At 36.3% G+C, this 20,886-nt stretch carries 20 protein-coding genes and 1 pseudogene; 5 read left to right on the top strand and 16 right to left on the bottom strand.

Annotated features, from left to right (window positions below; genetic code table 11):
• Window positions 1-52 precede the first annotated feature (52 nt).
• Both M2306_RS10220 and M2306_RS10225 read right to left on the bottom strand, forming a co-directional pair.
• On the bottom strand, window positions 53-424 hold the full coding sequence (locus M2306_RS10220) for a hypothetical protein (protein ID WP_498882845.1): 372 nt from the start codon (window positions 422-424) through the stop codon (window positions 53-55).
• Between the two features lie 173 nt (window positions 425-597).
• A complete protein-coding gene (locus M2306_RS10225; RefSeq protein WP_259189548.1) occupies window positions 598-777 on the bottom strand; it encodes a hypothetical protein in 180 nt (59 codons plus the stop codon).
• 245 nt (window positions 778-1,022) lie between these two features.
• On the opposite strand from M2306_RS10225, the gene M2306_RS10230 reads away from it, so the two are divergent.
• On the top strand, window positions 1,023-2,336 hold the full coding sequence (locus M2306_RS10230) for a DNA recombination protein RmuC (RefSeq protein WP_259189550.1): 1,314 nt from the start codon (window positions 1,023-1,025) through the stop codon (window positions 2,334-2,336).
• 209 nt (window positions 2,337-2,545) lie between these two features.
• The gene (mgtE, locus tag M2306_RS10235; protein ID WP_259189561.1) at window positions 2,546-3,859 is read left to right on the top strand and encodes a magnesium transporter; all 1,314 of its coding nucleotides are present in this window, start codon (window positions 2,546-2,548) and stop codon (window positions 3,857-3,859) included.
• A gap of 34 nt (window positions 3,860-3,893) precedes the next feature.
• Here the strand turns inward: mgtE and M2306_RS10240 are convergent, their stop codons facing one another.
• From M2306_RS10240 to M2306_RS10255, 4 genes are all read right to left on the bottom strand, one after another.
• Window positions 3,894-4,121, bottom strand: a complete 228-nt coding sequence (locus M2306_RS10240; protein WP_115092702.1) for a hypothetical protein — start codon at window positions 4,119-4,121, stop codon at window positions 3,894-3,896.
• A 27-nt stretch (window positions 4,122-4,148) separates the two neighbouring features.
• A complete protein-coding gene (locus M2306_RS10245) occupies window positions 4,149-5,390 on the bottom strand; it encodes an MFS transporter (RefSeq protein ID WP_236594059.1) in 1,242 nt (413 codons plus the stop codon).
• Between the two features lie 308 nt (window positions 5,391-5,698).
• Window positions 5,699-5,944: a DUF8828 family protein gene (locus M2306_RS10250; RefSeq protein WP_259189564.1), complete on the bottom strand. Its 246-nt coding sequence runs from the start codon at window positions 5,942-5,944 to the stop codon at window positions 5,699-5,701.
• 7 nt (window positions 5,945-5,951) lie between these two features.
• The gene (locus tag M2306_RS10255; protein WP_115092700.1) at window positions 5,952-7,331 is read right to left on the bottom strand and encodes an MATE family efflux transporter; all 1,380 of its coding nucleotides are present in this window, start codon (window positions 7,329-7,331) and stop codon (window positions 5,952-5,954) included.
• Window positions 7,332-7,470: 139 nt separating this feature from the next.
• Between M2306_RS10255 and M2306_RS10260 the strand changes: the two genes are divergently transcribed.
• The gene (locus tag M2306_RS10260; protein WP_259189570.1) at window positions 7,471-7,992 is read left to right on the top strand and encodes a hypothetical protein; all 522 of its coding nucleotides are present in this window, start codon (window positions 7,471-7,473) and stop codon (window positions 7,990-7,992) included.
• Window positions 7,993-8,018: 26 nt separating this feature from the next.
• Here M2306_RS10260 and M2306_RS10265 read toward each other — a convergent pair whose 3' ends face one another.
• Window positions 8,019-8,891: a PPK2 family polyphosphate kinase gene (locus tag M2306_RS10265; RefSeq protein ID WP_259189572.1), complete on the bottom strand. Its 873-nt coding sequence runs from the start codon at window positions 8,889-8,891 to the stop codon at window positions 8,019-8,021.
• 62 nt (window positions 8,892-8,953) lie between these two features.
• Between M2306_RS10265 and M2306_RS10270 the strand changes: the two genes are divergently transcribed.
• On the top strand, window positions 8,954-9,793 hold the full coding sequence (locus tag M2306_RS10270) for a DUF6929 family protein (protein ID WP_259189574.1): 840 nt from the start codon (window positions 8,954-8,956) through the stop codon (window positions 9,791-9,793).
• Window positions 9,794-9,818: 25 nt separating this feature from the next.
• Here M2306_RS10270 and M2306_RS10275 read toward each other — a convergent pair whose 3' ends face one another.
• The 7 genes from M2306_RS10275 to M2306_RS10305 form a co-directional block, all read right to left on the bottom strand.
• The gene (locus M2306_RS10275) at window positions 9,819-10,547 is read right to left on the bottom strand and encodes an ABC transporter permease (RefSeq protein ID WP_498882846.1); all 729 of its coding nucleotides are present in this window, start codon (window positions 10,545-10,547) and stop codon (window positions 9,819-9,821) included.
• Between the two features lie 10 nt (window positions 10,548-10,557).
• Window positions 10,558-11,028 (bottom strand): ABC transporter permease, encoded by a 471-nt coding sequence (locus M2306_RS10280; protein ID WP_498882847.1) that lies wholly within the window; start codon window positions 11,026-11,028, stop codon window positions 10,558-10,560.
• Window positions 11,018-12,184: an ABC transporter permease gene (locus M2306_RS10285; RefSeq protein ID WP_115092695.1), complete on the bottom strand. Its 1,167-nt coding sequence runs from the start codon at window positions 12,182-12,184 to the stop codon at window positions 11,018-11,020. The genes M2306_RS10280 and M2306_RS10285 overlap by 11 nt, the downstream gene beginning before the upstream one ends.
• A 13-nt stretch (window positions 12,185-12,197) precedes the next feature.
• Window positions 12,198-13,184 carry an HlyD family secretion protein gene (locus M2306_RS10290; protein ID WP_002990497.1) on the bottom strand — a complete coding sequence of 329 codons (987 nt, stop codon included), beginning with the start codon at window positions 13,182-13,184 and terminating at the stop codon, window positions 12,198-12,200.
• 12 nt (window positions 13,185-13,196) lie between these two features.
• Entirely contained in the window at window positions 13,197-14,591 is a 1,395-nt protein-coding gene (locus tag M2306_RS10295; protein ID WP_259189586.1) for a TolC family protein, read from the bottom strand.
• Between the two features lie 265 nt (window positions 14,592-14,856).
• Window positions 14,857-16,488 carry an ABC-F family ATP-binding cassette domain-containing protein gene (locus M2306_RS10300; RefSeq protein ID WP_259189604.1) on the bottom strand — a complete coding sequence of 544 codons (1,632 nt, stop codon included), beginning with the start codon at window positions 16,486-16,488 and terminating at the stop codon, window positions 14,857-14,859.
• Between the two features lie 143 nt (window positions 16,489-16,631).
• Complete coding sequence (locus tag M2306_RS10305) at window positions 16,632-18,014, bottom strand: MFS transporter (protein WP_259189612.1); 1,383 nt, start codon at window positions 18,012-18,014, stop codon at window positions 16,632-16,634.
• An 87-nt stretch (window positions 18,015-18,101) separates the two neighbouring features.
• Between M2306_RS10305 and M2306_RS10310 the strand changes: the two genes are divergently transcribed.
• The gene (locus tag M2306_RS10310) at window positions 18,102-18,461 is read left to right on the top strand and encodes a winged helix-turn-helix transcriptional regulator (RefSeq protein WP_115092691.1); all 360 of its coding nucleotides are present in this window, start codon (window positions 18,102-18,104) and stop codon (window positions 18,459-18,461) included.
• Between the two features lie 38 nt (window positions 18,462-18,499).
• Here M2306_RS10310 and trpB read toward each other — a convergent pair.
• Window positions 18,500-19,682 (bottom strand): annotated as a pseudogene (gene trpB / locus M2306_RS10315) (tryptophan synthase subunit beta).
• A gap of 296 nt (window positions 19,683-19,978) precedes the next feature.
• Entirely contained in the window at window positions 19,979-20,629 is a 651-nt protein-coding gene (locus tag M2306_RS10320) for a peptidoglycan-binding protein LysM (protein ID WP_172462214.1), read from the bottom strand.
• Window positions 20,630-20,886 lie beyond the last annotated feature (257 nt).

Consider the following 20,886-nt stretch of genomic DNA (forward strand, 5'->3'; position numbering starts at 1 on the left):
CTTCACTTTTTTATAGTATGTATATACAGTTCCTTTTCGAATATAAGAATATTTAGTTCCTCCCAACACAAACATCATAGGCTCCATACTCTTTTCTGTCGCTACCACTAATTATTGTTACATCTTTTTCAGCTACATTGTGTTCTCTTGAAGCTCTTCTTCTAATTTCTTCTATTCGAGTAGGAGTTAATCTGATATAACCATCTATAACTGCTTTTCGCTCATCATCCCGGGTAAATTTACAATAATAGTACAAGCCCATATCCCAGACTTTTCCTTCCAAATCTTGAGCGTCTGTAGTAATTACTACCTCTTCAATCACTTGATTAGTTGTTGGTTTTTCTTGTCCATAAGTATTGCCTACTAAAAGAAATAATCCTCCTATAAGTAATTTTTGACAACTAAAAATAATACTATCTTTCATATCTTTTGCTTTTATTTTTGGTAGTAAAAATCATTAACTACTCTTTAATTATAAATATTTTTGGTGCTTCCTAGACCGATTTTACAGTCTCTATACTTTTTTATTTTTTTGACAACCATTATTGATCACAATACTAAAACCTAGGCCAGCCATTTACTCAACTAATTCAGAAATTAAAGTTTTTTTGCACAAAAATCCCTATCTAAAATAGCTTTACGTTCATCATCTCTAGAAAACTTACAATAATAGTAAGCCCCCATATCCCATACCTTACCCTCTAAATTTTGTTTTACTTCAGTATGGATAATTACAGTGTTTTTTTTATCTCTTTCTTTATTTGCTCCATTATGCAAAAATAAAACTACTCCAAAGAAACAAAAAACATATAATTAACAAACAAAACCTCGAATCTATTTTATTTTTAAATAATTAAATATTGATTTACTAAATATATACATTAAAAAAGAAACAGCCAAAACAAAAATTAACCCTTACTTAACAAAAAGCACCTGTTTTTTTTGCTACAAATAAGAGCAACTAAAACGCCAAGCTACTCCTAAATAATCGTTATTTTTGAAAGTCACTCGAATTAAATCTCATGTCACAAGAAATCATCTTATCTATTGTCGCACTTTTACTTATTGTCATTGCTTTTATAGTTGGAAAAAAAGCATCGAATAAGGTTAGTGATTCTTCCCAAACGATTCAATTACTAGCAGAAAAGGAGTTTTTAGCTCAACAAAATCAGCAAGTACGCTTAGAAAAAGAAAAACTAGAAGAACAAACCGAAATACTTCGTCAAGACAATCAAGAGTTGATTGCACGCATTTCTATTCGAGAAACGGAACTAGCCAACTTCAAAGAGAAGCTCGAATTCCAACAAAAACAAACGCTAGCCTTACAAGAGCAATTTACCACGCAATTTGAAAACCTAGCGAATAAAATACTCGAAGAGAAAAGTGATAAGTTTACTCAGCTAAACAAGGCGCAAATGGAAACTATTTTAACGCCTTTACAGGAAAAAATAGGTTTGTTTGAGCAGAAAGTAGAACAAACCCATAAAGAGAGTATTGATCATCACGCAGCCTTACGTCAACAAATTTTTGGACTTCAACAAGTACACGCTAAGATGAGTGAAGAAACCCTAAACCTGACCAAGGCCCTGAAGGGAGATAATAAAATGCAAGGAAACTGGGGGGAAATGATTTTGGAAAGTGTATTGGAAAAATCGGGATTAGAAAAAGATCGAGAATATAAAACACAAGCGAGTTATACAAGTGATAACGGCAATCGCCTTCAACCTGATGTAGTCATCTATTTACCCGATAACCGCCACCTGGTGGTTGACTCTAAAGTATCATTGGTCGCTTATGAACAATACATCAATACAACAGAGAAACAAGAGCAAAATCGCTTTTTACACGAACATATTCTCTCTATTAAGCGCCATATCGAAAACTTATCAGACAAGAATTACTACGAATTATACAAAGGGACAAGTCCTGATTTCGTCTTGCTATTTATCCCCATTGAAACTGCCTTTTCTATAGCTGTAAATGCGGATAATACTCTTTATACAAAAGCTTTTGAAAAGAATATTGTGATTGTTACTCCTTCTACGCTACTCGCTACGTTACGCACCGTAGAAACCATTTGGAGGCAGCAAAAACAACAGGAAAATGCCTATGAAATTGCACGTCAAGCGGGATTATTACACGATAAATTTGTGGGATTAATCAACGACTTAACGAAAATAGGTAAAAAACTAGATGAAACTAGAAATGAATACGACAGTGCCTTTAACAAGCTGAGTCAAGGAAAAGGGAATCTGCTGACTTCTGTACAGAAATTAAAAGACATGGGGGCTAAGGCAAAAAAATCCATTGACGCTCATTTACTTGAAGAAGAGTAAGAGCGGCTGTGGCGATGAGAAGTTGAGGCGATGAGATGGTGTGACGATGAGAGGTAAAAATTATAATGTTCTCCTAACTTTAAGTCTGCGTACTTTTGTTTAACTTTATTATTAGAATATGATTAGAAATTTTAATTTCCTATATCTAAGCGTTACTTTTGCATTCGAAATGAAAAAATGATTGTTAAACACTTTATAAAATTCTAACTATGTTTTTTAAAGATATGCACCCAGCCGACATTGCTGAAGCTATTTCAGAAATGAGAAGGAGAGAACGAAATCTTCATTTTCTAAAGCTTTCCCCCGAGCTGAAGGTCGAAGTGTTTTCATTTTTAGATATCAATATTCAGGAGGAAATTGTACGCAGTATGACTCGAGAGGATTATGCTGAGGTACTGAATAACCTAGAGCCGGATGATAGAACGGAACTATTAGAAAACTTCCCTGATGAATTAATTAAATATTCAATCAACTTATTAAATGATACTGAAAAGCAAATTGCTTTAAATTTAATAGGGTACAAAGAGGATAGTATTGCGCGTTTAATGACGCCTTTGTATATTCAAACCAAAGCCAATCGAACAGTAAAACAGGTTTTTCAACACATTAAAAAATATGGTAAGAAAGCAGAAACGCTAAACTATATTTATGTTGTGGATGATCACAATGTACTGATTGATGACTTGCAAATCGGACAATTGTTGTTAGCGGATGAAGAGACTTTAATTGCGGATCTGATTGATCACAACTTTGTTTCCTTAGTTACTACAACGCCAATGGAAGATGCGTTTGATGATTTTGAAAAATACGATCGTTCAGCTTTACCCATTATCACAGAAAAAGGAGTGCTTGTTGGTATTGTTACTTTTGATGATATCTTAGATAAAATTAAAGAACGCGATACGGAAGACATTCAAAAATTCGGGGGGATGGAAGAACTGGATTTATCCTATACCCATACACCTCTTTATGAATTAGTAAAAAAACGCGCCGGTTGGTTAATTGTACTCTTTTTAGGGGAAATGTTAACGGCTTCAGCGATGAGTTACTATGACCAAGAAATTGAAAAAGCAGTTGTATTAGCCTTATTTGTTCCTTTAATTATTTCCAGTGGAGGAAACTCAGGTTCTCAAGCAGCGTCCTTAATTATCCGTGCTATGGCTTTAGGTGAGCTTAAGTTAGGTGATTGGTGGTATGTAATGCGCAAAGAACTTGCTTCTGGTTTAATGTTAGGAGGAATCTTGGGAATTATTGGTTTTATCCGCATTTTCATTTGGCAAGAAACAGGAATCTACGACTATGGAGAATTTTGGTTGTACGTAGGGTTGAGTGTTTCGGTCTCTTTACTATTTATTGTGCTTTGGGGAACTTTATCAGGTTCGATTATTCCGTTTGTCTTAAAGAAATTTGGCATGGACCCCGCAACCGCTTCGGCTCCATTTGTAGCCACTTTAGTAGACGTTTCAGGTTTAATCATCTATTTCACCATCGCTGCTATGTTCCTTACGGGAAAACTACTGTAAATCACATTTATCCTTATAAAAAAAATCCGATACATTACTTTGTATCGGATTTTTTTATATTAAATACTGTTCCTTCTGGAACAAAAACTTGTTTGCGATCTGTTTGATAATATATTTGAGGATTTACTGAATCCTGGTATACTTCTATTTGTGCTTTATAATCCTCTTCATAGGCAAATCCTTGCACACTATTTTGCTTGCTCCCACAAGATGTCAATCCGATAACAAACAAGCCGCTGAAAAAAACTGTACTAAATTTCATAATCTTATTTTTCAACAAGTTACAAAATTATTCTTCTCTAAATTTTACTTTTTTCATATTAGGTAAGAAACAAGCAATAATTCCAATTAAAGGCAAATACGCACATACAGTGTAAATGTATTCAATCGAAGTGTGATCGGCCCACCAACCTAAAAGTGCTGAACCTAATCCGCCCATTCCAAAGGCAAAACCGTAAAATAACCCAGATACCATTCCTATCTTCTTTGGTAACAACTCTTGGGCATACACCAAAATAGAAGGAAAAGCAGAAGAGATAATAAATCCAATAATCACAATCAGAATACCCGTCCAAGCTAAATCGACATGAGGCAACAATAGCGTAAATGGCGCAGCTCCAAGAACAGAGAACCAAATGATGTATTTTCGCCCAACTTTATCTCCTAAGAAACCACCAATCAATGTACCTAAAGCTACAGCAATTAAGAAGTAAAACAAATATACCTGTGCTTGAACTTCTGTAATACCAAACTTATCCATGGTATAGAATTGGAAGTAGCTTGAAATACTCGCTACATAGAAATACTTCGAGAAAATCAACAGCAATAGAACAACAATCGCACTATTCACTCGAAGTGAAGATAATTCTGGAATGAGTATTTTCTTTTTCTGTTTAGTGGCTGCATGACGTAAAATCCCTTTATACCACGTTCCAATAAAATAGTACACAAATTGAGCGATAATCGCCACTACAACAAACCAAAGCAAGTGTTGTTGTCCTTTAGGCAATACAACCCAAGCCACCAATAACGGTGCTAATGCAGTTCCTGTATTTCCACCAATTTGAAAGATAGATTGAGCCAAACTTCGCTTTCCTCCAGATGCAACATACGAAACACGCGATGACTCCGGATGGAAAATGGAAGATCCGATACCAATACAGGTTACGGCAACCAACACCCAAATATAACTTGGAGCAAAAGCAAGTAAAATCACCCCTAATGTGGTACACAACATCCCGTAAATTTGAGAATATGGTTGAGGTTTTTTATCGGTATAATTTCCTACTAGTGGTTGTAATAAAGAAGAAGACATTTGATAAAAGAAAGTAATCAATCCAATCTGCGCGAAACTCAACTGATAGTTTTCTTTCAATAGTGGATACGTTGCTGGTACGATTGCTTGTAATAAATCGTTACACAAGTGTCCAAAACTAATCGCTAACAAAATGGGATAAACCGTCTGTTGCGATAATGTTTGTTTATTAACCTTATCCAACACTTTATGTTGGATACTTAAAATTTTGTTCATACCCTCAATTTTAAAGTACACAAAGGTAAGGTTTTTTCATCCGTTCACTGATCTTTAGACTTCCAGAATATCATTACTGCCAAAAGCGTTATCTTTTGTTTGCAATCATTTCAATATCTAAAATAATACACCAAAACCCTTCTTTAAATGCATCATTTGCACCAAAACAACAAGCCCAAATAAATCCACTTTCCTTAACAAACGAACAAAATGGGTGCCTTTTACTGATAAATTCATATAAAAAAACAGCTGTAAGGGAGAATCATTTTCTCCTTTACAGCTGTTTCTGTTTTAATTTGAACGAGGAATTAGTCTTCTAATTCTTCACTTTCAACATATCTAGCCATTTCTCTTTCGTAGAATTCTCCTGCTTGTACAACTAAAGCTTCCATCTCTTCTTCTACTTCTGATTCTTCTGATTCTTCGATTGTTTCTAAGAACTCGATTTCGTCTGTATTTAAGTTAATGATAAAGCGTGGAAACTCTAAGTGTATAATAAAGATATCATCTAAATGGTCTGTATTATCAGCTAAAACAAATTTTGGTAATTGCATGATTTTATTATTTTATATTAGTATTAATCAATCGATTTGATATATGATGGAAACGCGAATAAAGCAAAATTGCTGCCGTTGTTAATCCGGCTAATAATCCAATCCAAATACCTGGTGTCCCTATATCAGTATACAAACTTAAGTAAATTGACATTGGGAATCCTACAATCCAATAGGAAATAAAGGTAATAATCATCGGTACGTTTACATCCTGTAATCCGCGCAAAGCTCCTAGCGTTACCACTTGCAAACAATCTGAGATCTGAAAGATGGCTGCAACTAACAACAACTGTCCTGCAATTCGAATTACTTCTTCATTCATCACGGCATTCATACTGTCTTTCGCATCTAAGAACAACAGCGGAATATAGTTGTGGAACGCCACAAACAATAAAGCAAAGAGGATATAAATAAGGAGCGCCATGAGCATAATAGAACGCGCTACCGTTTTTAAATAGGTATAATTTTTCAATCCCATTTGATTTCCGACGCGAATCGTAGCGGCAACTCCTAATCCACTAGCAAACATAAAAGTCATGGAAGACATGCTGAGTGCAATTTGATTCGCTGCTTGAGAAACTGTTCCCAACATACCCGAAAGCCATACTGCACCAACGAATAAAGCAACTTCAAAAAAGCTCATTAACCCAGAAGGCAATCCAATTTTAGCAATTTGGATCAATACTTTTTTCTTCACTTCATCAAAGCGCAGGTTTAGCATAAAAGGCTTGAACATATCTTGTCTTGTCAATGCAAAATGCATGTAAACAATCATGACAATACGAGCAATTAATGTCCCATAGGCTGACCCTACCATACCCAATTTGGGGAAAAACCACACACCGTAAATCAATAAATAGTTAAACAAGATATTTACTAAATTACAAATTATCGTGGCGAACATGGCATTTTTTGTTTGAGATTTTCCATCTGCAAACTGCTTGTATCCTTGGTACATTACCAAAGGAATAATCGACAAGGCTACAATATCTAAAAAGGGTTTTGCCAATACTGTAACTTCTTCTGGTTGCCCCATATGTTGGAGCAAAGGTTTGGCCAAAAAGATAATTGTAAATAGGACTACACCGACCACGGTACAAAGGAAAAGTCCATTGATAAAAGTTGATCGACCACCCTCTAAATCATTGGCTGCGTCGCTTTTAGCCACAAAAGGAGTGATGGCTGTAGAAAACCCAACCCCCAATGAAATCGCAATAAATACGAAGCTATTGGCCAATGAAGCAGCGGCTAATTCTGTAGGCCCAATCTTACCCACCATAATATTATCAATTACCCCAACTACCGTATGTCCTAGCATAGCTAAGATAATAGGATAGGCCAATTGAATATTATAACGAAACTCTTTGATATAGATTGACAGGTTCATGTACTAAAAAATTTGTGCAAATATACAGACTTGAAAACGAAACAATCTGTTGGGTTAACAAATTCTTTTAAAAGAATGACGAAACAACGGCAAACTATTTGTTTTATTTTTTTTCAAAACAAAACTAAAAACACAAGCTATGCTAAAGTCAAAAAGAACAATTGCGCTATTTTTAGCCCTAGGGATGTTAGCTCTCCCTACTGCTTTTGCCCAAAATAAAACAAAGCCCTATTACCCAAAAGGTTTTCGAATTGGTTTTGGATTAAATGGAGGAATTTCAACTCATTCCGACTTTGATGCTGTATTTGGTGCGGATGCCCGTTTACAATATGATTTGAGTAAAGAAACGTCCTTGACATTAACGACTGGATATTCTCATTTGAAGGAAAAACACGATCAAGATTTAGGTGTTATTCCTGTCAAAGCAGGATTCAAACATTTCATGACTAAAAACTTCTATGCCTTGGGTGAAGTAGGTGCTGGATTTGGAATACATCAAGGATCAGGCAATACCTTTATTTGGAGTCCATCTATTGGTTATGCCAATAAATACATCGATATCAGCTTGCGATATGAGCGTTATAACGATTATCACGTGGATCAAATTGGCTTGCGAGCAGCTTATGGTTTTAGCTTGAAGAAGAACAAAAATAAAAAATAATGTAAAAAGGGCCTAGGCCCTTTTTTTTATTCATTCAGCAATCGCTCTCTATACTTAGATAAATTGTCTTTAATATTATCCGGCAATTCTGGCAAACTGACATCCGTTAATTGTTCTGTTATTTCCAATAAAATACTGGCAAAAATATAGCGACATAGCTCTTTATTATCAGCGGGAATCACATACCACGGACATTCTTTTGTTGAGGTTTTCTCAATGACCTCTTCATAATACGTTTGATATTCATCCCAAAACTCGCGCTCGCGAACATCTTCTGGCGCAAACTTCCAATGGTGCTTCTCTTTCCCTAATCGACGTAAAATGCGTTTTTTTTGTTCGTCTTTTCCTAAATGCAAGAAAAATTTAAGCACCACTACTCCATTGTTGCTGATATGCTCTTCAAAATTGCTGATTTCTTTATAGCGCTTTTCCCAAAACTCTTCGTCTAATTGATCGGTACTCGTAATTTGAGGCAGTCGCTCATTCAATACAATTTCGGGATGTACACGAGAAACAAGTACATTTTCATAATGCGTGCGATTAAAAACAGTAAATTTCCCTTTCTCTGGCAAAGCGATATAATGTCTCCATAAATAGTCATGTTCCAATTCTGTAGAAGTCGGTTTCTTAAAGCTCTGAACCACCACTCCCCTAGCATTGAACGACTTAAACACTTCTCGAATCAAGCTATCTTTGCCCGCCGTATCCATCCCCTGTATGCAAATCAAAAAACTATAGCGATTGTGTGCATACATCAATTCTTGAAATTTACTCAAGTGTCTACTTACTTCTTCTAATTTGCGTATGGCTTTTTTAGGGCTCAATTCAAAATCTGGAACCGTAGCTAACTTGGCTAGTTTCGTTTTCCCTGTTGCCTTATATTTATTTTCAAAACTCATATCAATTTAATTCGTTAAGTAATTCGGATGTATTAAATTTATAAAATTCAATTCAAGTAACCATGAGAAAACTGACATTAGAGTTCCTCTATCATATTATTGGCCTAAGTGCGGCATCTGGTTTGTACTATGCCGAAGACAAACTTCATTTAATTGCAGACGATAGTTCGTATTTATATCATTACGACATACCGTCCAAACAACTAAATAAAACAGCCCTTACGGAGGATTATATCGGACAAGAGCATATTGCAAAAGCAGACAAACCTGATTTGGAATCCATGACCTTTGATGGAATCAACTACTATTTATTTGGTTCGGGCTCCAAACCCAACCGAACTGATTTATATGAAATCCATCAAATGACGAATGAACCGGTCAGTAAACAATCTTTGGAATTATTATATGAATCTATGAAAGCCTTTGCTCATATGGACGATGCTGATTTTAATATTGAAGGGGTGGTGTATGATGCTGAAACGTGGTATTTTTTCAATCGCGGCAATGGTCCTAAACAACAAAATGGAGTATTTGTCGTAACAGGTGAAAGCATCTTAGATAATTTTAGAATCACCTATACTCCCATGAAGTTACCGAAGTTAGAGCAGGTTCAAACCGGATTTACAGATGCCGTTTTAGTGGATCAAGATCTATATTTTATTGCAACAGCAGAAGATTCTAGTTCTACGTATGCAGATGGCGAAATCAAAGGTTCAATTGTTGGAAAAATCAACACCAAAAAAATGAAAGTTGAAAAGACCAAGACCATTAGTACAGATCAAAAGTTTGAGGGTATAACCGTATACAAAAACAACAAAAAAGAAGTTTCTTTCTTCTTGTGTACAGACCCTGATAATCCAGAACTACCGACGTCAATTTATCAATTAACTATAAAAAAATAGGATCGTTTACACGATCCTATTTTTTTTATATCTCTTGGGAAATGGTTTCCCCTTCTTTTCTTCTTAAGCGCCAATTCGTCCAGATGGCCAACATAAAATAAAAGAGGCAAACCAACCACATTTGCACAAACAAATCCTTGATATCTTGTAGTGAAGCCCCAAACTGAGTGAGTGCGACAAAACCTTTTGTTCCTACAGTAGAAGGCACAAAAAAGGAAATAACCTTAATGGCCGTTGGAAAAGCTGTAGTTGGCCAAGATAACCCAGTCATCAACAAAGTGGGAATTGAAAAAAGAGTAATCGTCATGATTGAATCTTCCCTGTGTTTAAAACAATTCGCTAAGGTCATCCCTAAAAAGGAAACCGCGAGTAAGAATGGAATCAAAAACAGCGTTACTTCCATTAGATTTCCGCGTTGTGGAAAGGTAAACAAGTGCATCACAACACCCAATACAATCCACATCATCAACATGGAAAGAATGAGGTAGGCTAAACTTCGTCCAATAGTCAAGAAGAAATTAGAAAAACGTCCTGTTGCATAAGCAAAGGCTTGTCCAAAACTTCTTTTTTCTCGTAACGTACCAGCTAAAATTCCCATTCCATTCAACTGTAGCGTCTGAATCGCAATCAAGAATACAGCGGGCATCAAAAATGTAGCATAACCTCCATTGATATTAAATAACGGTTTCGCCGTTACATCAAAAGGGCGTCTCGTCGCTGCTGCTTGTTTCATTGGCATTCCTCCAGCCATCATCTTATTCACTTCAACTTGCCCCTCCCAAAGTTCCTGCTGTAAGCATAACAGCCCCTAGGGTTTGCTTGTAATATAGCATATAGGAAGCATCGCAATACGCACCAAGCGTAGGTACTTTCCCCTTTTGTAAATCTCTTCCAAAATGTTCTGGAATAACGATTATTCCTTTGATTTTTTCTTGGTAAAACGCTTCTTGTGCCAAATCCATACTCGCTGTACGCAAATCTACTTTAAGCTGAGGTGTTGCATCCAACATGCGATCAATTTGAAAACTCATTTTCGATTGATCCTGGTTGACAATGGCCACAGGTAATTCTGTAATCACCTCTTTCGAATACACATAGGAATACACAAAAGCAACTAGAAGTACACAGACAATATACGTGATTACGATTGCAGAGTCTTTAAAAATCATTTGGATCTCTCGCTTACACGATTCGATAATCAAGGCCCAATTTTCTATCCATCTCTTAAGCATCATAGCCTCCTTTCTGTAATTTTTTATAATAAAACGGAATTCCGATTAATCCTAAACAAATGAATACGGCAAAAGCAATTAAATAGCCTGCTTGCTCTGCATTGAATGAAATACCACGAATGGCATAATTCACTACAAAGCGCATATAAGAATGAAAGGGAAATACATAATTTACGCCACGTACAAATCCGCTCATTCCTTCTGGTGGGAAAGTATATCCTGCAAAAGAGAATGCTACTGCCGCATAAGCACCACCTATCGTTAAGGCGATTCTCAAGCTATTCATCACAGAAGCGAGAAAGAAGCCCATGCTTTGGCAAACCAAAATAAACAAAAAGAAAAATGCATTGAGCACAAAGAAATTCCCTTTGAAAGGCATACTCAATTTATAGAATACATAACTATTCATATACAAGCCCAGCACCATAAAGATTAAGGTATAAGGCAAAATCTTAGCGATAGCCACAACCCAAATCTTATTATTGGCGCGTTCCAATAACTCTTTTCCTTTTCTGTATTTTAAGTCCACACCAAAAACGTAAATCGATACGACCAACATAATAATTTGCAAGGCCATAGGCATAAAAGCTAAACCTAAATAATATTCATAACTGGTGTATGGATTAAAGAGTACATGCTCTTCCACTTTAATAGGTGCCACTGCTGCTAGTGCTTGATTCGGCATTAATCCACCTTGCTCTAGTGATATGGTTCGAACCCCAGCTGCGAGATAGCCTGCTGCCGTTTGAAAATCGCGTTGAATTAGTCCTGCAGGCAATAAATATTGCCCATTATAGTAACACGTTACATTGGTTTTTACTCCTTTCTGAACGTTTTTCTGAAAATCTTTGGGTATGATGATTAAAGCAAAAGAATCCCCTCTGCGCACCGTTTTTTGCCCTTCTAACTCATCGTTTACTTCATAAACAATTTGCATTGCTGCACTGGCATCAATAAAACTCGCAAGTTTACGTGAAGTACTACTTTTATCTAAATCGAGGATTGTTACAGGTAAATCTCGAGAAACCCCTTCTTGTAACAAAGCCCCATAATATAGAAATAGCAAAAGTGGAATACCGAGAATCAGCACCAAAATTCGAGGTGTGGTCAGCATTCGTTTAAACTCTTCTTTAAATAGGGATAAAAAACCTTTACTCACGTTCCTTGTATTTTTACTTCAAACTACTTTCTACTACTAAAGCACTCATTCCTGGTCTTAATCCGTCCACTTTTTGTGTTGGATAAGCCTTAATCAAAAAGGTTTTCATATCGAAATCTCCTTTTGCTTTTGTAGCACTCCATGTAGCGTAATCCCCTTGTACAGCAATATACTGTACTTCTAATTCAATCGATTGATTCCCTAAGGCAGGGATAATCGCTTGAAATTTGGTATTCATTTTAAACTTACTCATCAAGTCTTCGCGAATATTGAAGTTCACCCATAGATCATTTAAATCTACTAGATTGACAATAGGATAACCTGAATTTACGATTTCGCCTTTATTTGGCATAATAGTATACACCTCTCCATCTTGGGGTGATTTTACAGCTCCTTCTCCTTTGTAAATTAGCACTTCTTCCACTGCGCCTTTTGCTTGATTAAATACAGCTAAAGCAGCGGCTTTATCTTCAGATCGAGCCCCACTTTTTGCCATTTGATAGGTTGCATGTGCTGCTTTTTCTACTTCTTGAGCTGCAGTATATTTCGCATAAGCTTCGTCTTTTTGCTGGGCAGGAATTACTTTTTCTTTGTATAAGTTTTCTACTCTTGCATAGGTTTTTTGAGCAAAATCAGCTCCCGCTTTGGCCTGTTGCCACATATTGTAAGCCGCCTGAATTTCTTCTTTTCGCGCTCCTGTATTTGCTTTCGCATCTTGGGCTTGTGCAGCTGCTTTTAAAGCTTCCACTTGTTGCAATTTAGCATCTATCTCTGGCGTACTAATCTGAACCAATACCTGTCCTGCTTGTACTTTATCTCCTTCTTTTACTAGAATATCATCAATTCTACCAGGAATCTTAGAAGATACATTAATTTGAGTAGCGTCTACTTGTCCTTGAATATAACTCTCTTGTGGAGCACTCATATACCAAATAGAAACAGCGAAAACAATCACTACAACTACAATTCCAACAATAGCACTTATTACTTTATTTTTCATCTTACCTTCAATTTATTTTGCAAATTGGACAAATTCATTACTCAATCCTGTGTACTCAAATAGAGAAGCTACATTCGCTACATAATTAAAATGCGCTTGTAATTTCTTCAATTTCACCACAGATAAATTTAATTCTGCATCAACTACTTCCGTTGAGGTAGCAAATCCCTCAACGAACGCTTTGTTGCGCACTCTAAGGTATTCAGTAGCCATTGCTTCTTGTGTTGTTAAACTTTCTATTTGTTCTTGTTGTTTTACAATATCTTGGTACAATTTAGCCACCAACATTTTAATATCAGCTTTTGCTTTTTCTTCAAAAAGCTCAACGCTCTCTCTTGTTGCTTTGGCCGCTCTAATTTCATTTCTGTTTTTAAATCCTTCAAATAAAGTATAGGTCACGCCAACACCAATGGTCCAAGGTTTATTATTATCGTAAAGTACATCTAGTCCACTAATGGGATTATTATGGGCTAAAATAGTCTGTCCAAAGGCAACTACAGTCGGGTAATTTGCTGATTGTTTCGCTTTTACTCCTTGTGTAGCCAATTCTTTTTGCAAGGCTAATTTTTGTAAAGCAGGATAGTTATCTGAGGCAGATCCTTGGTAGTATTCTAAATTTTCTAATTGAGGGAGCAAGAAAAAATCACTGCTTAAATCCGCCGTTACTTCCTCTACTTCCATCGTATTTGCCAAAGCCAAACGCGCCAAAGTAGCGTCTTTCTTTGCGGATTCAAACTCTCGATTCGCATCAGAAACCGCCACATCAGCCGCCATGCGTTGAACAGGGGCAATCATGCCATTTTCCTCTAATTTCAAAGCATCATGCTGGTGCTTTTCCATGCCTGTCAATACTTCTTGACGCACAACTAACGCACGTTCCGCTAATTTTACGGTGTAATAGCGAACGACGAGTTCAGATATTAATTTGTCCTTGGTTTGCTCCAAGTCCTTTTCTCCCATTTCACTTTTGAGCTTTCCGGCTTTTACAGCAGCATTAATTTTTCCTCCTGTAAACAAAGGCCAAGTAGCCATGAAACCACCGAAAGCCATATCTCGTTTATTAAAATCAACAGACCAGTTCCCCAATACTTCTGAGTTTGGTAAATGCACAAAATCACCTACTTGATTTCGAAGTCCATTAAAATCTAATCCTAAAGAACGATCCATGTAAATGCCCATTCCGAAAGCTTTCACCGAAGGCGAACGCAAGCCTTTCATAGCTTTCCATTCATATTGGTGAACCTCCTCTTGTTTTTCCATCGCTTTAATTAAGCTATTCTCCTCATTCATCACGCGCATCGCATCAGCAAAAGACAACTGCTGTCCATAACTAATTCCCGACATCGAAAAATAAAGTACAGTCCCTCCGATAAGCAGAAAAAAACGTTTCAAGTTTATTCTTTTCATTCACTTAATGTTGTTAATTACACATAAATGCTTCAATAAATATACAACCTTTTTCATTTTATGAAGCACTATTTACAATCGTTTTACAAATATAACACTATCCCCGGATGGAGAAAGAAAAAGCAGGCTTCTTTGCTGCTTACAACGGTTTAATTTTGCTGTAAATAGTAAAAAAAAGAAACTCCTTCCCTCAAAAAACTTAACAAAACACATGCCATAAGTCTTTTAAGAGAAGGAGTTTTTATATTTTCTACCTGAGAATCGTTTATTTTTCGATCTCGCGTAAGCTTTCCATTTTTTTGTGCGCTAAGAATCCTTTGATATCTTCAAAGTGTTCTTTAACGCGTTTATTGCCAAATTCAAATACTTTTTCGGCCAATCCATCTAAGAAATCACGGTCGTGAGAAACTAAGATTACAGTACCTTCAAAATCTTTCAATGCCGCTTTGATGATGTCTTTGGTTTTCATATCCAAATGGTTCGTCGGCTCATCCAGGATTAATAAGTTGTAAGGCTCTAATAATAATTTCACCATGGCCAATCTGGTTTTCTCCCCACCAGAAAGTACTTTTACTTTCTTTTGAATATCGTCACCAGAGAACATGAAAGCTCCCAATATGTTTTTGATTTGCGTACGGATATCCCCTTCAGCAATACGATCTACCGTTTCAAAAATAGTCAAATCGCCATCTAATAAAGACGCTTGATTCTGAGCAAAGTACCCTACTTGAATATTGTGTCCTAATTCAATCGATCCGGTATAATCAATCTCTCCCATGATTGCTTTAATCATCGTCGATTTACCTTCACCATTCTTTCCTACAAAAGCTACTTTTTGTCCTCTTTCCACAACCATATTAGCATCCTTAAACACAACATGGTCACCATACGTTTTACCCATTTCAGTAATCGTAACAGGGTATTGTCCTGAACGTGCTGCAGGAGGGAACTTCAAGCGAAGAGCTGAGTTATCTACCTCATCTACTTGAATAATTTCTAATTTTTCCAACATTTTTACACGAGATTGCACCTGAAGTGTTTTTGAATACGTTCCTTTGAAACGCTCAATAAACTCTGTTGTTTCTGCAATCATCTTTTGTTGCTCTTCGTACGCTTTCATCTGATGTGCTCTACGATCTTGACGCAATACTAAATAATCTGAGTATTTCGCTTTGTAATCGTAAATTTTTCCCATCGTTACTTCAATCGTACGATTGGTAATATTATCCACAAAAGCACGGTCGTGAGAAATAACCATGACAGCTTTTGCTTGTGTAATCAAGAACTCCTCTAACCATTGAATACTTTCAATATCCATGTGGTTCGTTGGCTCATCCAATAAAATCAAATCCGGTTTTTGCAATAAGATTTTTGCTAATTCGATGCGCATTCTCCATCCTCCACTGAATTCAGAAGTTGGACGTGTAAAGTCTTCACGTAAGAATCCCAATCCTTTCAATACTTTCTCCACCTCAGCTTCATAGTTTACTTCTTCAATCGAATAAAACTTTTCACTTAATTCAGATACGCGTTCGATTAGTTTCATATACGCATCACTTTCGTAATCTGTACGCACCGTCAACTCTTCATTGATTTGCTCAATTTCATTCTTCATCGAGAAGATTTGAGCAAAAGCCTTTGATGTTTCTTCAAAAACAGTACAATCATCTGCAGTTAATAAATGCTGAGGTAAATAAGCAATTACTGCTTCTTTTGGTGCAGCAACCACGCCTAAACTAGGTTTATCTACTCCTGCTACAATTTTAAGTAAGGTGGATTTACCCGCACCGTTTTTCCCCATTAAGGCAATTTTGTCATTTTCATTAATCGAGAAACTTACGCCACTGAAAAGTGTTGTACTACCAAATTGGACAGCAACATCATTAACTGTTATCATATTGTATTTTTATTAAACCGCTGCAAATATAGTATTTGTTTGTTTTGGATGGGGATATTTTTATAGAGATCTGGCACAAAACAAATAACGCATATACTTTTCTTTTTACTCCTTACTATATATAAGGAGTAAAAAGTTGTTTTTTATGTGGATCTTCTGTTTTTTTTATACTGACTATAAAATACAAATCCTGTAATCAATAACAACATAATCATAAGTATTGTCGCATTGAAATGTCCTTGTTCGCTACCAAAATAAACTTGTCCCACCATACTTACTCCCAAAGCGATACTTAACTGTTGTACTGTCAAATATAGACTAGACCCTAATGCTGTGGATGCAGTAGGCAAGGCACTTAAAGCATAAGTAAACATTGAAGGTAAAACAATTCCACACCCCAATCCATATTCAAACAACAGGAATGCCACTTTGTAAAACAAAACCTCATCACTATTTAATAAGGTATAATGAACAACAAGCCCGACTACCATCAACAGTAATCCAAAAAGCATAAAGCGCTCTTGATACCGAGCTAAAAAATGCAAAGACAAAAACGAGGCTAATACGTAGCCTACCCCTTGAAAAGCAAATAAAATTCCTGTTTGAGTAGCCGTATAATGCAATTGCAATTGAAAGTGATTGGCATAAATAAAAAAATAAGAATCCTGTACTAAGGAATAAAACACCAAGGCGATAAGAGTCACGCCAAACATTTTATAAGTAAATGGTTTAAAATCAAATAAGGTAACTTTTTCCTTCTTGTATTGTCTCCATTGAAAGCATAGAAATATGATGATTCCCCCCATTGCACTGAACAGTAAGAAAAACAAAGAGAAAGTCCAACCTAGATCCGCTCCTGTAACTAAACTATACATCAAAATCACCAGTAAAAAAACGAGTACAAACTGTGATAAGGGTTGTATTTTTAAATCTCGCTTGCGTGCTACCTCTGGTATAAACCTCCAAGAAGCTACTACTACGAATAAAGCAATAGGAACATTAATTAAAAAAATCAACCGCCAAGCCCCAAATGCGTAGTCTAAATCAGGAAGTACCCCTCCAAGAATCTGACCAAGTACAGAAGACATTCCAGCTATTGCTCCATAAATAGCATACGCTTTACGTCGTTCTGCTTCTTCAGTATAAATATGTGATATAAGTGTCACCCCTTGTGGAATCATAAATGCTCCACTAATTCCCTGAAACAAACGATAAAGATTCAATGCGTGTATCTCAGTAGCTAATCCACACAAGAGTGAAAATAGTCCAAAACTCAACATGGATAACACAAAAACGCGCTTATGCCCATACTTTATACCAACTTTACCTGAGGTAATCAGAAAAGCACCATAGCCAATGACATAGTAAACAATAACAAGCTGTATATCTGCTACACTGGTGTGTAGGGCAGTTCTAATTTTAGGAATAGCTACATTGACGATAAACAAATCTAATACTGACAAAAAGATAGACATTGAAAGTAGCAATAACAGGATACTCTTTCTCTGATGGGTTAAATTTTGCATTTTTTTCTTCCTATATTTTATAATTATCTTTACAAAAGTGAAGAATCACTTGCTTCCAATCAAGTAGGTAAAAAATCAAGACTAAGTATGAAAAATAATACGAATAGTGATAATGAGTATACTACGGTAGAAAAAAAATTGACTGATTTTGAAAATACTTGTGTGGCTCAACAAGCATTAAAGACCATTACGGGTAAATGGAAAATTTCAATTATTAAAATTGTAGCAGCTCAATGTCCAAAGCGTTTTGGAATTTTAAAACGCGATTTAGACCATATTGCCCAAGGTACACTCACCACCGTTTTACGCGAGTTAGAACAAGACGGAATATTAGCACGAGAAGCCTTTGCTGAGATTCCCCCACGCGTCGAATACAAACTCACAGCTAAAGGAATAAAACTACTTCCTATTTTAGTTGAATTAGAGCAATGGTATCAATCAGAATAAAAAAAGCCCACTCCTACGTGGGCTTTTTCCTGAAAAAACTACAACTGAAAGTAGTTGGTATAATTTTGTAAATCCTTATCCCCCCTACCGGAAAGGTTTACGACTACAATATCAGTTGGTAAAAACGTTTTATGTTGTAAAGCAGCTAGTGCATGTGAACTTTCTATTGCGGGAATAATCCCTTCTAACTTACACAGGGCTAACCCTGCTTCCATAGCTTCCGCATCTTTAATAGCGAAAAACTCTGCTCGATCTTCTTGTTTCATCAAAGCGAATAAAGGACCAAAACCAGGATAATCTAATCCAGCAGATATAGAATACGCTTCTAGCGGCTCTCCTGTTTCATCTTGCATGAATAAGGTTTTACTTCCGTGTAATACTCCAGGTTTACCAATAAAAGAAGTAGCAGCCGTTTGATTTGTATCTACACCAAAACCACCACCTTCTGCTACAATAAGCTTCACGCTTTCTTCTTCCAAAAATTCATAGAAAGCTCCCGTAGCATTACTTCCTCCACCTACACTCGCAATCACATAGTTCGGTTTATCTACGCCTTCTTTCTCCAACAATTGTTGTTTGATTTCTTTGGAGATGACAGATTGAAAACGCCCAACCATATCAGGATATGGATGTGGACCTACCACAGAACCGATTAAATAATAGGTATCTGTTGGGTTTTCTATCCAGTAAAGCAAGGCTTCATCTACTGCTTCTTTTAACGTCTGTGTTCCTGTTTTTGCTGCACGAACCTCAGCGCCTAGCATCTTCATACGCGCAACATTGGGTGCTTGACGTTCAATGTCTGTCGCTCCCATAAAAACCACACATTCCAATCCTGCTAGTGCACATACAGTTGCCGTTGCGACTCCATGTTGCCCTGCTCCTGTTTCAGCGATGATTTTCTTCTTGCCTAAGCGTTTAGCCAATAATACCTGACCAATGGTATTATTAATCTTATGCGCTCCTGTATGGCATAAATCCTCGCGTTTTAAATACACCTTCGTATTGTATAGCACTGAAAGTCTTTCTGCGAAGTACAAAGGCGTAGGTCGACCTACATAATCGGCTAATAGCTTTTGGTATTCTGCCTGAAAGGTTGGTTCTTTCCATGATTTCGATATACATGGCTTGCAATTCTGCTACAATGGGTTGTAAAGTTGGAGGGATAAAGGCTCCTCCAAAATCGCCATAAAATCCGGCTTGATTCACTTGATACTTCATATTCGTTTGTTTTATTATATTGTTTTATTTGAAATTTTTGGGCACAAAAAAAGGGCTTGTCGTGATGACAAGCCCTTAGAGGTGTAGGAATAATATATACTCGTTCCGTTATATTTTTTCTTCATACATACCAATAGCAGGACAGCTCACGACGTCTTGACGTAAGTTGCTCCACCACCAATTGTTTGTATGTTTGAAATTCATTTTTCTTTGTTTTGAAGGTGTAAAGGTAGAAATTATTTTTTCACTACCAAATAAAAAAAGGTGATCTGTCAAACAGACCACCTTTTATACGTTTACAGCATTACTAATGCATCTCGTTCTGGATCAATCTCTGAAACATCATACCCACTAAATTTTTTCAAGTAGGTCTTGATTGAAGTTCCGTATCCATCGCTAAATGAATTAGCTCCATTACTTCTTAAATATTTTCTCACAGATCCTGCTCCACCTAAGTGAGCAGCGGCTAATATCCCCGACTCTGTGATTCTGATCCCGTCGATTCTTCGTCCCTCGAACGCTTTAATCTCGTTTCTAAGAATCCATTTGTTTTTTGCAACCAGAGCATCAAATGCTTTTTCCTGTAATTGCGGATCATTCAAAAACTCTTCAGAATCAAAAATTCCTATTGATCTTAGAGCTAACCTTCCAAATTGGTATTTTCCGATGTACCCAAAAGAGTTAACAATTCGATACAAACCATTAGATTCTCTTGCACCTAAGGCTTGTTTAAACCCAATATAGGTTTTCCCTGTAAATGGTATTACTGCAGCCTCGTCTGCCTTCTTTTCTTCCACAATTTTTTCCTCAGGAAGATGGTAAGACAGCTCTTCTGTAGGGACAATTTTATACTGTTCTAGAAGTATGACTTCATACTTTTTGAAACCCGAAAAAACTCCACCTAATAGCAGTAATAAGCCAATAAAAAAAGAACATTTTTTCCTCATTAAAATTAATTTCTCAAGCCCTGTCACCACTTGAAATTTCACTCCGCAAAGTTACCTTCTTTTTTAAATCTGCCTATTTTTTAATCGTTAAATTACATTCCCTTAACCTATCCTTTACACACAAACCCTGATTAACAAAGAGATACATCGAAAAACTTTAACATTTTAACTCTTGTAAAAATCTTAAATTTTCACTATATTTTATAGCTTTATTCAGATTTAAAAATAAAAAAAAAGAGAGTGAAACTGTTTTTTCA

Source organism: Myroides gitamensis (assembly GCF_029894455.1).
GTDB classification, from domain to species: domain Bacteria; phylum Bacteroidota; class Bacteroidia; order Flavobacteriales; family Flavobacteriaceae; genus Flavobacterium; species Flavobacterium odoratum.

Bases quoted from the DNA above. Each gene is read 5' to 3' on its own strand.
- M2306_RS10220 (WP_498882845.1), bottom strand. From the start codon at position 424: ATGAAAGATAGTATTATTTTTAGTTGTCAAAAATTACTTATAGGAGGA.
- M2306_RS10320 (WP_172462214.1), bottom strand. From the start codon at position 20,629: ATGAGGAAAAAATGTTCTTTTTTTATTGGCTTATTACTGCTATTAGGT.
- M2306_RS10270 (WP_259189574.1), top strand. From the start codon at position 8,954: ATGAGAAAACTGACATTAGAGTTCCTCTATCATATTATTGGCCTAAGT.
- M2306_RS10290 (WP_002990497.1), bottom strand. From the start codon at position 13,184: ATGAAAAATAAAGTAATAAGTGCTATTGTTGGAATTGTAGTTGTAGTG.
- M2306_RS10280 (WP_498882847.1), bottom strand. From the start codon at position 11,028: ATGATGCTTAAGAGATGGATAGAAAATTGGGCCTTGATTATCGAATCG.
- M2306_RS10310 (WP_115092691.1), top strand. From the start codon at position 18,102: ATGAAAAATAATACGAATAGTGATAATGAGTATACTACGGTAGAAAAA.
- M2306_RS10230 (WP_259189550.1), top strand. From the start codon at position 1,023: ATGTCACAAGAAATCATCTTATCTATTGTCGCACTTTTACTTATTGTC.
- M2306_RS10240 (WP_115092702.1), bottom strand. From the start codon at position 4,121: ATGAAATTTAGTACAGTTTTTTTCAGCGGCTTGTTTGTTATCGGATTG.
- M2306_RS10275 (WP_498882846.1), bottom strand. From the start codon at position 10,547: ATGATGGCTGGAGGAATGCCAATGAAACAAGCAGCAGCGACGAGACGC.
- mgtE (WP_259189561.1), top strand. From the start codon at position 2,546: ATGTTTTTTAAAGATATGCACCCAGCCGACATTGCTGAAGCTATTTCA.
- M2306_RS10300 (WP_259189604.1), bottom strand. From the start codon at position 16,488: ATGATAACAGTTAATGATGTTGCTGTCCAATTTGGTAGTACAACACTT.
- M2306_RS10260 (WP_259189570.1), top strand. From the start codon at position 7,471: ATGCTAAAGTCAAAAAGAACAATTGCGCTATTTTTAGCCCTAGGGATG.
- M2306_RS10255 (WP_115092700.1), bottom strand. From the start codon at position 7,331: ATGAACCTGTCAATCTATATCAAAGAGTTTCGTTATAATATTCAATTG.
- M2306_RS10295 (WP_259189586.1), bottom strand. From the start codon at position 14,591: ATGAAAAGAATAAACTTGAAACGTTTTTTTCTGCTTATCGGAGGGACT.
- M2306_RS10250 (WP_259189564.1), bottom strand. From the start codon at position 5,944: ATGCAATTACCAAAATTTGTTTTAGCTGATAATACAGACCATTTAGAT.
- M2306_RS10245 (WP_236594059.1), bottom strand. From the start codon at position 5,390: ATGAACAAAATTTTAAGTATCCAACATAAAGTGTTGGATAAGGTTAAT.
- M2306_RS10305 (WP_259189612.1), bottom strand. From the start codon at position 18,014: ATGCAAAATTTAACCCATCAGAGAAAGAGTATCCTGTTATTGCTACTT.
- M2306_RS10265 (WP_259189572.1), bottom strand. From the start codon at position 8,891: ATGAGTTTTGAAAATAAATATAAGGCAACAGGGAAAACGAAACTAGCC.